This is a genomic window from Terriglobus sp. (genome assembly GCF_965201105.1).
Lineage (GTDB): Bacteria > Acidobacteriota > Terriglobia > Terriglobales > Acidobacteriaceae > Terriglobus.
On record NZ_OZ241741.1, the window covers coordinates 382,400 to 395,803 of the forward strand.

Here is a 13,404-nt window from a genome sequence, read left to right on the forward strand (position 1 = left end):
GCACCGTCATGCAGCCTTTACGGTGTGAGACCTTAACGCTCCAGCAGAGCTGGGGCAAGAGCGTGAGAGCCCTCACGCTATTGAAATCGGGTGTTTTCTGCCCTTCTTTGAAGAGTCCGAGAGCAGCTTGGCTGCGGCGATCTTGTCGCGGAGAGAGATCGCTTCTCCAGGAGCAAGCTTTGCGAATCGAAAATACGAAGGGATGCTGTTAAGAATACGACCGATGTTCTGCCTGCTTGTTCCAAGCTCCCTTGCGATGGACGCCTGAGACTCCTTACAGCAAAGCCTCATCACGATCTCTTTCTTGCGGTCGTCTAAGTTGCATTCGACGATCTGCCATGCAATGCGGGACAGTTCGAAGTGCTCGCCTCCAACGAGGCCGGTGGTGCGAATCGTGTTACTTACGAACAAGTCTGGATATGCAGACTGAGCGGTTCGGATCGGTTCGATCCTGTGTGCCGCGTGGGCGTGGAGACGTGCAAATTCTAGCAAGAACGTCTTAACTTTAGTCGCTCTGCTCTCATAGGTTGATGAATCAAGATCCTGCCCATCTGGCCGCTCCCATTGGCCGTCCTTCTGTTGAGACCGGTGATGCCGGCAGAAGTTTGAGCTGAGATCTCTGCTGAAAGCTTTCCCTTCGCGGAGCGCTGCCCAAAGCTCCGTTCGGCGCGAACAGAAGCGGCACGTTCGTTTGTGAGGTTCAGAAACCATCTCCCCAAATGGCCCAGTCTTTGGGTGAGTGGTCATGAACTTACTCTCAGCATGAACGAAGTGTGCGAGTTCGGCTGACGAGCTTTCTCCCCAGGTCGGCAGGGCCCTCGCATTGTGAGGGTGTTGAGCACAACGGTCGAGCTTAAGCACACGCAAGCCTTGCCAAATATCTGCATCGCAGGTCTCGCCTCGCCGATACGCCTCGTATTCCGTCAACCGCTCGCAAAGCACACCCCGACTGGTGAAGGCACAAAACTTAGGGAAGTCCTGATCCTCTTCAACGTGGGTCGGCTCTCCGAAACGCCGGCTTAGCCAAGCATCGACCAACGTGGGATGAAACCAAGCTTTGCGAGCCGTATCAGCAGAACTGTCTCTCTCCGATTTGTGCCTAGCGCTCCATGAGTGCTCGCTTTTGGCCGAGAGCAGCCCACGACTCAGGAACAAAACATTTCGTATAGTGTCAACGCTGGCTCTAAGCGTCTCCTCTTGACCTGTCCACTCCACCTCTGCTTCCAGCGCTGAGCGCTCGCTTGAGTGTTCGCCACCGGTGTTCTCAATTGCTAGCAAATTGTGAAGGTGTTCAGATTGCTCCTGAATGGGACGAAAAAGCTGCGTCAGATACCTGTCTATGGATAGCGAGAGCTTATAAGAGCGTAAGCCGATTACCGGGTCGAATGCTCGGAGTGATTCGAGTTGCTCACTAAGAGCAAGTATGCGGAGATTACCTAAGTAGCTCTTCCAGCTCTCAAAGATGGTCGTCTCAAGCGCCTGTTGCGGGTGCCAGCGCCTGCATCTTGCGGTCTCGGCAGCGCATAAAACAGAGAACTTTTCTACGGCTACTCGGAGCGTTTCATCGCAACCCGGAACGATGCACCGGCTGGCGAACGTCGAGACCTCTGCGTGACGTGTCAACAGATTCCCCCTGAGATAGATCATACCGCTGACCACCTCTAGTCTTCGCTTCAGTGCGGAGGTTTGCGGTTGACTACAGAAGAAATCCTCATCAAGCAGTTCGGTGCCAGCCTCTCTCTTCCTGAACTCGCACAAGCGTTGAAAAGCAAGAGTGCGAATGCGATTCGAGTCCGCATGCACGGACAGGATGAGCAGGCCCAACGCCTGCGGTCTATGCGAAAGAAAGATGGCCGGCGCGTGTATTTCCGCGTCCAGGACGTAGCAGCATTCATCGATCAGAGGGCGCATGGCTGAGAGGCAAGGTCGGAGCCCGCAGCCGCTTCAGCTCTCGAACATGCTGGACGAAGGAAAGGCCAAGCGTGGGCGCGAAGCGTCGCATGTCGAAAAGCAGAAGGGCTTGAGCAATCTGCTTGAAGCTGTCATGGAGGTTCGGGAGAGAGCAGAAGATGGCTCGCTTGGGAAAGCTAAGACTGCCGAAGAATGGTTGCTGGCCGCTAACGTCCTCATCGACTGCCCTCTTCCATTTCGGCCAACGAGAGATCGGCAGGTGACGCGTCGAACCCGCTTTCACAACGCATTTGTGACGATCACTTTCACCGCGCATAGGCCGGGCGTCGATCTTCCAACTGCTACCGACAGCCGTTTATTGCACTGGCTGCTCAACAGAGTCGTACGAGAAGCTCGGGAGGCGCAAGCACGAGGAGAAGCTCCGCGTCGCACCGTGGAGTGGAAATCGGCTTACGAGTATCTGGCAGATGTTGGAAAGACCATCTGTGCAAAGAACTACAGGGATCTGCGTGACAGCCTCTCACGCATTGCCGGCCTGAGCATCACGCTAGAGCGTCATGATGACACCGGGGATCTCGGGATACATACGGCATTCCTCGAATCCTGGTATTTACCGCCCAGTCTCGATCGAAGCTCCAAACGTGATTCGGGTGATGCCAGCGGGCGGTATGCCGTCGCGCTCAGTGAAGCAATCGTCAGAACCGCCACAGAGCACTTCGTTGCGATACCGCTCGCCATTTGGAAGCTCAGTAAGGGGAGGCCTCTCCAAGGCTCTCTGCTCATGTGGCTTTACAAGCGGGCTTACACGGCTGCAGCGCCGTCCTTGGTTTCTTGGGAGCTGCTAAGGGATCAGTTCGGCCTTGAAGATTCGAACCAAAGGCGCATCAAGCCCGTGACCAAAAAGATGGTTACGCTGCTCCGGTCCATGTGGCCCGGCTGCGATGTACAGGTGCTGAGCAATGGGGTCAGGTTCTCACAGCAGACTGCACCGTTCCTTCAGCGGAGCTTCGCGTCGGGTAATCGGTCTGCCTACGGGATACGGAGACACCGACCATCTGCTCCAGAGTGATGCATGTGCGTCCACAAGCCCTTCGGAAATGCACATGTCCTTACTGTACTTCCGGGTACGCCGTTGCTGTACCTCCGGGTACACCGTTGCTGTACCTCCGGGTACGGATTGCTGTACTTCCGGGTACGCCTATATAGAACAGCAGATCAGAAGAACAGAAGAACCGCAGTAGCCGGTCGGGGAAACTGCGGAAAACCATGAAAACACAAGAAAGGAATACGCCGTGCTGAGAGTGAAGATCGTTGCTCCAATCGTCATCGCTGGCATTTTGACCTACACAACCGTGCCGGAAGCGCGAGCGGGTGGCCTAAGCCCATACCCGCTTGCGTCGGAGTTCACGCAGCTCCTAAACAATGTCCAGCTTGTCATGCAGTATTCGCAGCAAGTGCAGCAGTACTACACGCAGCTGCAGCAGCTCGAACAGCAACTGAAGGACGGCACAATCGTCGGCACCCAGCTTTTCGGCCCGATCCGTTCTGACCTCACCGGACTTCAGCAGATCGTCCAACGCGGCAATGCGCTCTCGTACGCAATGGCGAGCTTGGATTCGCAGTTCACGAACAGATTCGCAGCTCTTGGCTATACACCTTCAACGAGCTACGCAGAGCGCTACGCTGTTTGGTCCAAGACCACCATGGACACCACACAGGCCGCTCTGGACGCCGCCGGCCTGCAAGGAAAGCAGCTCTCTTCTGAAGAGGATCTGATCGAGCAACTACAGAGCATGTCCCAAAGCAGCGACGGACAACTCAAAGCGATTCAGGTGGGTAGCCAGATCGCCGCGATGCAGGTGCAGGAGTTGATGAAGCTGCGGCAGTTGATGATGGCTGACATGCAAGCGAAAGCAGCTTTCCAAGCTCAGCAGATTAGCCAATCGGACGAACAGCATCGCGCTCTCGGATTCTTCCAAGGAACGCACCTCTACAAGCCCTACTAGTGTTCTCTTCCCCTGAAGTGACCCATGATGAGGTTTCATCCATGAAAACACGAGAAAGAACTCGTATCTCGCTGCTGCTCCTGCTTGGCATGTGGCAGCTCTACGGATGCAAGCAAAACCTGCGGCGCGGAACAAGCTCATCGGCCATTGTGGAGACCGTTGAACAGGCCGGTGCAGGTCCCCTGGACGGACTTGATGAAGCCGCTATTCAGATGTGGCTCAACGCTCACTTGGAAACAGCGAAACAAATCTCCCCTCCATGCAAGCAGGCCGGAGTCGGAGCTTCTGCTGCTTGGGCTCGATCCACTGAAGGCATCGTCTGTGCAGCAGATGCGCAGGTGATGTTCACCATGCCTACCAACCTGTACAAGCCGTACTGAGAGGGCACCAATGCAGCTCCGCATGAATTCCAAAGTTCGAAGCGCCACCCTCATTCCCATCGCTGCTATCGTGCTCCTTTGCTGCGCATCGAGTCTGCTTGCCCAAGCAGGTTTGCCGAGCGGGACCGGGGATGCTCCAGGAGCTTTCGGAGCTGCAGGACCCTCTGAACTGCTCAACGGCTACTACAGTTCCTCACTGAACTGGGTGAATGCAATCAAGAAGGCTGCGGAGACCCTCTTTTGGGCGCTTGCTGCTATCGACTTCACTTGGACGTGTATCAGCCTCGTGCTTCAGCACAGTGAGCTGCAGCCATGGATGGCAGGCTTGATTCGCAAAATCTTGACCATCGGCTTTTTCGCTGTCTTGCTCCAGAACGGACAGGAGTGGACGACCGCCATCGTCAACTTCTTTATCAACTTGGGCTCTCTGGCGGGTGGGCGTCCTGTTTCCGAGCTCAGCCCTTCAGGAATCATGGGCGGCGGTGTTGAGCTGGCAGGTCGCATGCTGCATGGTGCCGCCTCCACAGCCGTGAACACCAACACCAGTCCAATCGGGCTGCTAGTAGGAGGGCTAGGTAGCTTTGCGCCCACCCTGATTCTGGCTTTGGGCTCGCTTCTCATCGTGTTCGCGTTCGTCATGGTCGCCCTGCATTTTGTCATGGCAATGGTGGAAGCCTATGTGGTGATCGGGGCCGGTTACATCTTCCTCGGATTTGGCGGCTCGCGTTGGACCCTGCCGTATACGCAGAAGTACATCGGGATGGTCGTGTCAGCCGGAGTTCGGATCATGGTGCTGGAGCTCATCATCGGAATGGGCTCTACCCTGTTGCCGCAATGGCAAGCTACCGCTGACGCGATCGCCAAGACTCCCGACATATTCAGCGGTGTAACAGCAGGGTCCACGTGGACGGGCGTTCAATCCGAATTCGGCCTAATCGCTTCTATCGCGATCTTTGCCCTACTTTGCTGGACCATTCCAAAAGTGGCAGCGAATGTTGCTGCAGGCGGCCTGAGCATGACCGGCGGAGAGATGACCGAAGCGGCATCCGCAGCGGCAACTGGAGCGTGGGCGGGTGCTAGCTTTGCCCAGGGCGGATCAGCTAATGCAAGCACGTCAGGTGCTACACACGTTGCGCAGATTGCACAAGCAGCAGCAGTCAAAGCTGCTGACGTTGGCTTAACAGCTGCGGCCGCCGCGGGCACCGGGGGCGTCGGCGCTGCAGGTGCAGGCGCTATGGGCAGTCAAGCGCTTGCGGGAATTGGCCCTGCAGGAGCAGACGTGAGCCGGACTCCTCTGCCGCCTTCTAGGTCCAGTGAAGGCGGATCGGGTAGCGCGAAGGACGGGCTGGGTGTGTTCCCGCCGAAGGCGGGAAGCGCTGGAGCAGGTGACAGGCTTGTGGGCCAGGTTACAGACGCTTTCAGGATGATGCCTAGCGTGGGAGCTAACCATCAGGGTGCATTGCCAGATATGAATCATGGCGAGTGATCACCAGGAGATCGCTTCAGGCGGACGCGACTCCATCATGCGTTTGCAAGTCTTCTCCTAGTCTGACGGGATGAGCAGATGATTGATGAAAGTTTGCGGCGCAGGTGCGCTGAAGTCTTCTTAGAACTGATCGCCCGTAGTGGGACCGGCGAAGACGAGCTTGCAACAGTGTTTTCTCTTGAGGACGAATCAGTCCTTACGATTCGTCTCGCGGACAGGAACGACGGTTCTTTGGGCATGCTGAGACCCGACGGGCCACTACTTCTCTGGATACTGCGACGGTGCCTGCTCCTGGGGAAAGCTGATCTGTCGTGGAGCGATCTGAAGCAGTTCTTGCCGAACCGAAGCGATCCCGAGCAGGAGTGGCAGCTGTCTGAGAGCCTGCAGCGGATCGGCAAAACGTACGCAACGTTCACTCACAAGTCGTTCTTTGCACGCTTCGGTATCTTTCGCTGTTGGATGGCGATGAGCGATGATGACCCGTGGCCTGAGGTTGACGTTTGGATCACACAAGGTCTCTTGGACTTTGTTGATACCCAACCTGCGAACGGCCCGATTCGAAATGCCTGAGCCTGTGACGGGCTCGTTCACTTCAAGTGTTCATGCAAGAGCGAGGACAGAGCAGGTATCGTGCAAGCCATTTTCATTCGTCACGGACAGAGCACCGGCAACGCCGGCGTCCCTTGCAGCGATCCTGCTCTGATCGAACTGACGGAGTTGGGGTGGCAGCAAGCCAGAGACGTAGCCCACGGTTGGACAGAGCCGCCCAGCCTGATCGTGACTTCGCCTTACCTCCGCACCCAACAAATGGCTGCGCCGACTATTGAGCGGTTCCCGAAGGTGCCGGTTGAAGTGTGGCCCATCCAGGAGTTCACTTATCTGCAGCCCAACCGTTGGAATGGAACTCGGACAGAAGAGCGCTTGCCCCACATCATCCGATATTGGCGATACGCCAACACGGCTTTTTGCGACGGCGAAGGGGCGGAGAGCTTCTCTGACCTGCTTGGACGCGCTCAGGCGTCTCTGGAGCGCTTGGAATCGCTACCGTCTGATGCGCTGGTGTACCTCTTTAGCCATGGCCAGTTCATACAGGCCGTGCAATCGCTCGTGACAGATGTCGAGCTGAACGCTCAGGAGAAGATGCGGAAGTTCTGGATACAAGGCGAGCCGCCCGTTATAAGCAACTGTCAGCGTTTGAAGTTTCACTTTGCAACAGCTGAGGGCTGGGAATTTGTATCGTCGGTCCTTATGCCGGCCGCTTAGGACTGATCCCAGATTTCCAATGTGAGCGTCTGCTTCGGTGAGCAGGCGGCGATCCGGTCCGGATGCATGGTGACGTTCCAATTTCGGTCACCCAGAACCACTACGGGTTTGTCGGTGGATTCGTTCCAGGCGTCCACATCGATGCCGACGGATAGCGGCGGTCCATCAGTGAACAAAGGCAAGAGATCCTCTGCTGCAGCCGTGTAGCGGTTGGGGTAACCGCCCTTTAGCGAATGTTCCCGCGCCTTACCTGCTGCTACCATCTCGCGCAGCCAGCCGAGTCCCTGCACGCCCGTCTCCCAGGTCGCGAGGACCCTAGCCTTACGGTCGGGGTCCGCTTCTCGTTCTTCTGGCGTCTGTGGACTTAAGATCACCCACCAACCCACCATACTGCCTCCAGCATTGCCATTCGACCCGGAGCGTGGCAGCCCGCCCTCTATGGGGTATCAAGAAGCCCTAGATGCCTAGGGCAAGGTGGGAACGATCCAGCCGATTGTCTCACCGTCTTGCAGAGGCCGCACAAAGCATCCCCTGCCACCAGATTTGGTCCTTTCTATTTTCCACCCGTCCTGATCGCAACGCGCGAAATGCATCAGATCGCCGTTGCGCTCCATCTGATATGCCACCTTACCAGCCGGCGTTGCCGCCCAGGCTTCCGCTTCTTTGACGTCGAGCGCCGAAGCGTACCCGACACGTTGGCCCGTCGAGTAGCCCCAGGAAAACGCTAGCGCAAGTATTGCCATGCCAACCACACCTGCCGCGCCTATCCATTGCAGCCAACTCTTGCCAGCGGTATACCTCGCAACAGCCTGAGCTGATCGAGCGATCTCTTTCTCCGCTGCGCTGACAACCGCGCTGCTGATGTTTTCCTCTACGCGAGCTTTGGCGAGTCGCAGTTCCGATTCTGCGCCAGCCAGTTGCTCGTTCAGGGTTCCGCTGAAACTTGCAAGTACCTGCTGTGCTGCCGTCTTGATCTGTTCCGGCATTCGTTTCGTAAGTTCGAGATGATGTCCTAGCAGGAACACCAGCACCCAGACTGCATCGTTATCGCGTATGTCCAGTTCTTTTGCGAGACGGTTGAAGTGGCTGGTTTCCTCCGGGCTTGCGCCTCTGCCGTAAACGGTTTCAAAAGCGACTTCCAGGGTCATGGTGCCACCTGCTCGAACACCGTGGCACATTCCTTTACCCAGCGGTTTACTTCTGCCCTGTTGCCAAGTGGGGCGTTCGCGATGACGGCTTCGATGGTGGAGCGATCACTATGGAGCTGGTCTGAAATCCGGTCTGCTACATCCGGGAAGTTTAGAGTCTTCCCTTTGACTTCGATGGTCTCGCGTATCTTCGACCCGTTGTAGAGCTCGAATTTGCGTTCCGGACCGTGATACAGATTGCGCAGAACATGTGTCGTGCCGACCGGCATGCAGTCGAGGTATTCCTTGAGAAGTTGAAGGCTGTCTCGCTGAGAGTTGATTATCCAGAGCGTTACAAGCTCCCTGTGCAGCTCTTCGAGGGATTCCGATAGGAGCGTTCCGTACAGCTTTACACCCTCTCCACTTCGTGCAGGTGTGTTGATGATGGCTGTCTTTTCCGGCTGCTCCGCAAGCCGGTTCGCCAGGTCCATCCAACCCTCCTTCTCGTCCAGGTTCAGGTATAGCGTTTCGATGCTCTTTCCGTAGACTTTCCCGACATCCGGATTTGCCGTATCTGCTTCGATCAGGAGCAGGTCTCGCCCACGCTTCTGCTCGTAGTGCACCAGAGACATGCACACGGTGCTCTTGCCAACACCGCCCTTTGAACCGCTCACCATCAAGACCGCACCAGCCATTGTCTTCACCTCAGATATCTTTCTCGTCTTGTGTTACGTCGAACGTTCCTCGCAGCTTGCCGTCGTCAGACTTCGGAACTTTCGGAGCAGGGCGCTCCCGCTTCTCAAGCCTGGGTTCACCTGCAGAAGGAACCGAAGGCTTCTTCGCTTTGCGGCCAGGCTTCAGGTATTGCCGAGCTGTGGAGATCGTCATTCCGATCCCAATACCTTTGAGATCGTCCAGCACCGTTTCGAGAGAGTGCCCGGCGGCGAGAGCCTCTTTCGCACGGTCTTTCAACTTTAGGAAAGCGTCGCGACGGCTATAGCTCTTGGCTGAAGGTGGAGGCGGTTCCGCAATGCGTTTCTCCAGCTGTGCGAGAGCCGCTTCAATCATTTCCTCGGTTATGACTTGAGTCTTTGCCATGGCCTACCTCTTGCGTTACGGCAAGCAGTTACAAGTGCAACGTAGCACTAATGTGAACGCTTGCAAACTGCGCAAAACGTAGCATTTCTGTAGTTCCGAGTAGAGTTTCGCAGCAGAGCGTAAGTAGGCGTAAACAGCATTGCGAAAATAATTCCTTACGTTTACTTTGGCTTGGTGCTTGAGCATTCATTCAGCTCAGAAGCATTACGCAGCGTGTAGGAACAGAGCCGTACAGGATGCGGGTTGTCCGTACACATGCTGCGTATTGTCCGATCACCCCGTCGCCCTTCATGCTCCGCGCTTCGCTTGTCGCAGTGAGGGCTCATCCTGAAATCGGTCACGCTCCGCGTATGAAAGGCGTTATGCCGTTCCGTCCCAGGTCAAAGGAAGCTGCTAACTCGCGATTCGAGCTGCGCCTTACGCGCAGTGAACGTGCTGAGCTGGAGGAGGCGGCTGACATCGGCGGCATCAGCATAAGTGAGTTAGTCCGTAGGCGGGCGCTGGGCCGTCCTGTTCACGCGGCTGCCGACCTCACGACGATCCGCGAGTTACGACGGCTCGGCGGTTTGCAGAAACACGCCATCAATAAGCTCCTGACCAAGCCGGAGACTACTGGCGAGTGCATCGCCACGATCAAGGCCCTGCGTGAAGCGATTGAGAGGCTCGCTCAGTGATTGTCAAAAAGATACCTAACCCGAGAAAACCTTCTACCAAAGCAGCTCGCATAGGCGGCCTTTTGGATTACATCGAGGCGGACGGCGAGCAGAAGGTCGAACTGCGGTTTGCAACCGGAGACTTCTTGAGCGACTCACGGCAAGGGCAAAGGGCGGAAATGATCGCGCTTGCCTCGGAGGCGAAGCGTAGCAAAGACCCTGTTGATCATTGGCTGCTCAGTTGGAAAGCCGGGGAGCAGCCTACCGCCGAGCATTGCCGCGAAGCAGTGGAGCTGCTGAAGGAACACTTGGGTCTGTCACCGGCGCACCAAACGATCTGCGCACTACACCAGAACACCGGAAATCTGCACCTGCACATCGTCTTGAACCGGACGTCGCCTGACAGCTACAGTGTCGCTGATAACGGCTGGAGCATAGATCGTGCACACCGTGCTCTCGCCGAGATCGTTAAGCGCCAAGGTTGGGAACAGGAGGGCCGTTCACTCCACATGGACTCCTCGCCTGAGGTTCGAAAGAGAGCGGAAGTGCCATCCCCTCACACGAAGGCGAGGGACTACGAGAACGCTACAGGAGCGAAGTCGGCTGAGCGTATCGCCATCGAAAGCGCTGCTGTTGCCCTCAAGGCAGCGGCCAGCTGGTCAGATGTACATGCTGCGTTGGCAGCGAAGGGCATGCGCTACGAACAGAAAGGAAGCGGAGCGCTCTTTTGGGTCGGTAACACCGCCGTAAAGGCGTCCAGTGTGGGCCGGGAATTCAGCCGGAAACGCATGGCAGAAAAGTTCGGTCCGTTCGAAGGGCAATCTTCTCACAGCAGCCCACGGGATATGGGTCAACCTCTCACGCCGACAGAGGCGGAACCAGCCCCACAATGGCTTGAGTACCGATCTCTCGTTACAAGTTGGACCGCCGTGCGCGGCCAGGCTCAGATCGAGCAGCGTTCAGCTCACCGGAGGGCCAGGGAGGAGCAAACCACAGCGTTCCGTCAGGAACGTAAGAACCTCTACAGTGGAGTCAAATGGGGAGGCACAGAACTCAATGTCGCACGCAGCCTTCTCGCCGCTGAACAAGCGAAACGCAAAGCAGATCTGATTGAGAGACAAGAGCATGAACGAACGGCTCTGCAAGAGCGCTTTGGCTCACGGCCATCGTATGAAGAGTTCCTAAGATCTGAGGGAAACCATCAGCTCGCGCAGAAGTGGCGCTATCGGAATTCGACCCCGCTTCTCGCAACCATCTCTGGAGACGGCGACGGCAGAGAAGCCGCCCATGATGTGCGCGATTTCATCGCACGAGTTGAGAAGGGCCAAACAGGAACCACATTGTTCGTCGGCTATTTCCGAACGTCAGGAAGGACCGAACTCAGTTTCGCTGATCGAGGCAAGCGCATGGACGTGTACCAGACCACTGACCGTGCAGTCGTCTTGGCGGCTCTTCAGGTGGCTTCTCAGAAATGGGGAACTCTGACCATAACCGGGCCACCCGAGTTTCAGATGCTTTGCGCAGAGCTCTCAAAAGAACACGGCTTCCGCATCCAGAGCCTCGCAGCTCTACAGGCTGCGAATCGCTATCAATCACCAAGCTTTCACACCTCTGCCCTACCGAATGCAGAATCTGCATACGATCTTCACCGCAGGGACATTCAGAGCAAACTTTCCGTCAAGAACCCGTCGCAGCTCGATTGGATGATCGCCGTCAGGATGCGTGTGACTGGGCATACTCAGGAAAGTATTGCAGGCGAACTGAGAAAGCATGCCGAAGGCACGCGCTCCAGCGAAGCCCGAGACTGGTCTAGATACGCGCAAAGAACCGCCGATGCGGCATTCGGACCACGTGGAGACCACGAGGCGAGACATCTTGATATCCGCAGGGCGCATTGGCTGACTCTGGAGCACCGGGTCGATGTCGCACGGGCTGAATGCTCGTCAAGAGTTCCAAGTCACCTCCATCGGTCAGAGCGCGGTTCCTTGGATCGATAGCACTCTCGGCCGTGCGGAGCCGCCGCAGCGTGCACACCTGCACGCAAGCTGCCCACGGTGCAGTTGGCAGAGGTTTGGGGCATCGGCGGGCCCTCAGCCGGCAAGCTCGCGAAGCTTGGAGTGGAGACGGCCGCGGACCTGGCCGCGTTGGAGCCGGATGACGCAAGGGCGCTGATGACAGAAACGGGCGGCCGCACCGTCTACGAGCTGCGCGGCGTCTCCTGCATGCCTTTGGAACTGGTGGAGCCGACACGGAAGGGAATCGCAGTCACCCGGAGTTTTGGAAACCCGGTCACAGCCTGGCTGGAGATGCGCGAAGCGCTGGCCAGCTACGCCACCCGCGCAGCGGAGAAGATGCGCCGCTACAAGGTGGCCGCCGACAACCTGTTCGTCTTCATGCACACCAACACCTTCAACAACGATCCGTTCTACTCCAACGGCGCTTCGGCCCGGTTCCCGGGCCACGACGAAGGACACCGGGGAGGTGGTCGCACTCGCCGTGCGCCTGGGCGAAAGACTATTCCGTGATGGCTTCCGCTACGCGAAGTGCGGCGTGATGATTACGGAGCTGCTGCCCGAAACGGTCCAGCAGCCGGCTTTGTGGAGCGAGCTCGACCGCGAGCGAAGGGAGCGCGTCTGGAAGACGGTGGACCGGTTGAACGCCACGCTGGGGCGGGGAACCGTCCGCGTCCTCAGCGCCGGGCCGAAAGACGCGGCTTGGAATCTCCGGGCGGAGCACCGGTCACCCCGGTGGACGACGCGGTGGGAGGAGCTGCCAAGAGTAGGTTCTGGTGATTAGAAGGCCTATATCATAGATAAGTGATCTATTAGGAGCGTCATGCGATTACCTGAAGAGAAGGCAGTCTCATCCCAGTTGGCGAGTGTGAGCGTGAGTGGAGCCCTGATTTCACTTCAAGGGCCGCAATTCGTTCCGAGACTCCCTTCGACGTGGCCAAGTGCAAGTGGAAGATCAGACGTTCAGTTTGTGGACGTTCTGCAACGTTTGTTTGTCGATGGCATGCTGACCGAGCTAGAGAACGTCTGTGGGGACGTGCTCTCGGTCAACCAGAGTTTGCAGGGTCGGGGTCACGTGATCGGGATAACACTGATGGTGATTCTCGACTCGGTCTCGTGTTTTGCCTACCCAGACCTGAAGCAGCACCAGCGAATACGCAAGTATGTCGAATCCTACATGCCTTCGGAGTACCATCCAATCGCAACCGACCTCAATTCCTGGTATCGGAATGGCTTAGTGCATGAGTGGTTCATGCGTAAAGTTGCGCTTCTGCCTGGGGACGAGCCTTTGACTATCGAAGACAGCGGCTCGCCTGTTGTTGGTTTACTCACACTCAAAACTGCCATTAGAGCGAGCGTCGAAGACTTCCTCCATGCGTTACGCAACGACGCTGACAAACGGCGGATAGCGGCTATACGATACCGAACTTTACAAGAAGATGTACGCGCATGATGCTCAGTCGAGTAC

General features: G+C 57.0%; 16 protein-coding genes. 11 read left to right on the forward strand and 5 right to left on the reverse strand.

The genetic code is table 11. The features are described from left to right. Window positions 1-72 precede the first annotated feature (72 nt). Entirely contained in the window at window positions 73-1,911 is a 1,839-nt protein-coding gene (locus ACOFKT_RS01630) for a hypothetical protein (protein ID WP_419805699.1), read from the reverse strand. Here ACOFKT_RS01630 and ACOFKT_RS01635 point away from each other — a divergent pair. The 6 genes from ACOFKT_RS01635 (at window position 1,910) to ACOFKT_RS01660 (ending at window position 7,046) form a co-directional block, all read left to right on the forward strand. Continuing rightward, window positions 1,910-2,980, forward strand: coding sequence for a hypothetical protein (locus ACOFKT_RS01635; RefSeq protein ID WP_419805700.1), 1,071 nt, complete (start codon window positions 1,910-1,912; stop codon window positions 2,978-2,980). The two genes, ACOFKT_RS01630 and ACOFKT_RS01635, sit on opposite strands and share 2 nt — an antisense overlap. A gap of 232 nt (window positions 2,981-3,212) precedes the next feature. After that, on the forward strand, window positions 3,213-3,917 hold the full coding sequence (gene trbJ / locus ACOFKT_RS01640; RefSeq protein ID WP_419807076.1) for a P-type conjugative transfer protein TrbJ: 705 nt from the start codon (window positions 3,213-3,215) through the stop codon (window positions 3,915-3,917). Then, on the forward strand, window positions 3,917-4,297 hold the full coding sequence (locus ACOFKT_RS01645) for a hypothetical protein (protein ID WP_419805701.1): 381 nt from the start codon (window positions 3,917-3,919) through the stop codon (window positions 4,295-4,297). Before trbJ ends, ACOFKT_RS01645 begins: the two co-directional genes overlap by 1 nt. A 22-nt stretch (window positions 4,298-4,319) precedes the next feature. Continuing rightward, a complete protein-coding gene (trbL, locus tag ACOFKT_RS01650; RefSeq protein ID WP_419805702.1) occupies window positions 4,320-5,783 on the forward strand; it encodes a P-type conjugative transfer protein TrbL in 1,464 nt (487 codons plus the stop codon). A 78-nt stretch (window positions 5,784-5,861) separates the two neighbouring features. Beyond that, window positions 5,862-6,353 (forward strand): hypothetical protein, encoded by a 492-nt coding sequence (locus tag ACOFKT_RS01655; protein WP_419805703.1) that lies wholly within the window; start codon window positions 5,862-5,864, stop codon window positions 6,351-6,353. A 60-nt stretch (window positions 6,354-6,413) separates the two neighbouring features. Continuing rightward, window positions 6,414-7,046, forward strand: a complete 633-nt coding sequence (locus tag ACOFKT_RS01660) for a histidine phosphatase family protein (RefSeq protein WP_419805704.1) — start codon at window positions 6,414-6,416, stop codon at window positions 7,044-7,046. On the opposite strand, the gene ACOFKT_RS01665 is transcribed toward ACOFKT_RS01660, so the two are convergent. From ACOFKT_RS01665 to ACOFKT_RS01680, 4 genes are all read right to left on the reverse strand, one after another. Continuing rightward, window positions 7,043-7,336 (reverse strand): hypothetical protein, encoded by a 294-nt coding sequence (locus ACOFKT_RS01665; protein ID WP_419805705.1) that lies wholly within the window; start codon window positions 7,334-7,336, stop codon window positions 7,043-7,045. The two genes, ACOFKT_RS01660 and ACOFKT_RS01665, sit on opposite strands and share 4 nt — an antisense overlap. Window positions 7,337-7,510: 174 nt before the next feature. After that, window positions 7,511-8,194, reverse strand: a complete 684-nt coding sequence (locus ACOFKT_RS01670) for a hypothetical protein (protein ID WP_419805706.1) — start codon at window positions 8,192-8,194, stop codon at window positions 7,511-7,513. Beyond that, entirely contained in the window at window positions 8,191-8,868 is a 678-nt protein-coding gene (locus tag ACOFKT_RS01675) for a P-loop NTPase (protein WP_419807077.1), read from the reverse strand. Before ACOFKT_RS01675 ends, ACOFKT_RS01670 begins: the two co-directional genes overlap by 4 nt. A 10-nt stretch (window positions 8,869-8,878) precedes the next feature. Continuing rightward, a complete protein-coding gene (locus ACOFKT_RS01680; protein WP_419805707.1) occupies window positions 8,879-9,271 on the reverse strand; it encodes a hypothetical protein in 393 nt (130 codons plus the stop codon). 362 nt (window positions 9,272-9,633) lie between these two features. Here ACOFKT_RS01680 and ACOFKT_RS01685 point away from each other — a divergent pair, with 362 nt between their 5' ends. The 5 genes from ACOFKT_RS01685 (at window position 9,634) to ACOFKT_RS01705 (ending at window position 13,389) form a co-directional block, all read left to right on the forward strand. Continuing rightward, window positions 9,634-9,945 carry a plasmid mobilization protein gene (locus ACOFKT_RS01685; protein WP_419805708.1) on the forward strand — a complete coding sequence of 104 codons (312 nt, stop codon included), beginning with the start codon at window positions 9,634-9,636 and terminating at the stop codon, window positions 9,943-9,945. Further along, window positions 9,942-11,921 (forward strand): TraI/MobA(P) family conjugative relaxase, encoded by a 1,980-nt coding sequence (traI, locus tag ACOFKT_RS01690; RefSeq protein WP_419805709.1) that lies wholly within the window; start codon window positions 9,942-9,944, stop codon window positions 11,919-11,921. The genes ACOFKT_RS01685 and traI overlap by 4 nt, the downstream gene beginning before the upstream one ends. Window positions 11,922-11,978: 57 nt before the next feature. After that, on the forward strand, window positions 11,979-12,449 hold the full coding sequence (locus tag ACOFKT_RS01695) for a hypothetical protein (RefSeq protein WP_419805710.1): 471 nt from the start codon (window positions 11,979-11,981) through the stop codon (window positions 12,447-12,449). Continuing rightward, window positions 12,406-12,720, forward strand: coding sequence for a DUF4113 domain-containing protein (locus ACOFKT_RS01700; protein WP_419805711.1), 315 nt, complete (start codon window positions 12,406-12,408; stop codon window positions 12,718-12,720). The genes ACOFKT_RS01695 and ACOFKT_RS01700 overlap by 44 nt, the downstream gene beginning before the upstream one ends. A 186-nt stretch (window positions 12,721-12,906) precedes the next feature. Next, entirely contained in the window at window positions 12,907-13,389 is a 483-nt protein-coding gene (locus tag ACOFKT_RS01705; RefSeq protein ID WP_419805712.1) for a hypothetical protein, read from the forward strand. Window positions 13,390-13,404 lie beyond the last annotated feature (15 nt).

Excerpts from the sequence above, each read along its gene's own strand:
- ACOFKT_RS01680 (WP_419805707.1), bottom strand. The coding sequence starts at position 9,271 with ATGGCAAAGACTCAAGTCATAACCGAGGAAATGATTGAAGCGGCTCTC.
- ACOFKT_RS01630 (WP_419805699.1), bottom strand. The coding sequence starts at position 1,911 with ATGCGCCCTCTGATCGATGAATGCTGCTACGTCCTGGACGCGGAAATA.
- ACOFKT_RS01670 (WP_419805706.1), bottom strand. The coding sequence starts at position 8,194 with ATGACCCTGGAAGTCGCTTTTGAAACCGTTTACGGCAGAGGCGCAAGC.
- ACOFKT_RS01655 (WP_419805703.1), top strand. The coding sequence starts at position 5,862 with ATGATTGATGAAAGTTTGCGGCGCAGGTGCGCTGAAGTCTTCTTAGAA.
- ACOFKT_RS01675 (WP_419807077.1), bottom strand. The coding sequence starts at position 8,868 with ATGGCTGGTGCGGTCTTGATGGTGAGCGGTTCAAAGGGCGGTGTTGGC.
- ACOFKT_RS01685 (WP_419805708.1), top strand. The coding sequence starts at position 9,634 with ATGCCGTTCCGTCCCAGGTCAAAGGAAGCTGCTAACTCGCGATTCGAG.
- ACOFKT_RS01635 (WP_419805700.1), top strand. The coding sequence starts at position 1,910 with ATGGCTGAGAGGCAAGGTCGGAGCCCGCAGCCGCTTCAGCTCTCGAAC.
- trbL (WP_419805702.1), top strand. The coding sequence starts at position 4,320 with ATGAATTCCAAAGTTCGAAGCGCCACCCTCATTCCCATCGCTGCTATC.